Origin of the sequence: Undibacterium sp. Di27W (genome assembly GCF_049340345.1) — a bacterium.
Classification (GTDB): Bacteria; Pseudomonadota; Gammaproteobacteria; order Burkholderiales; family Burkholderiaceae_D; genus Undibacterium.
On record NZ_JBMPOS010000186.1, the window covers coordinates 1 to 255 of the forward strand.

At 50.6% G+C, this 255-nt stretch carries 1 protein-coding gene; it reads left to right on the forward strand.

Going from position 1 to position 255, the window contains the following annotated elements; translation table 11 throughout:
- Positions 1-255 (forward strand): ExbD/TolR family protein (locus ACO0LF_RS31825; RefSeq protein ID WP_423021464.1); only part of this gene is annotated, 255 nt, incomplete at both ends.

The window sequence follows — 255 nt, forward strand, 5'->3', positions numbered from 1 at the left end:
GCAATGATGGTGATGGCGAAGACGAAGTCAATAGCACCATCAACACCACCCCGCTGGTAGACGTCATGCTGGTCTTGCTGATCATCTTCCTTATCACCACGCCGGTGATTACGGATACGGTCAAGCTAAAGCTGCCGGCAGAACACAATCAGATTTACAAAACCAAACCAGAAAACATCACCCTGTCGATCAACAAGGATGGTGATTTGTACTGGAACGGCAGCATGAAATCGCTGGGCGGCCAGGATGCCCTGT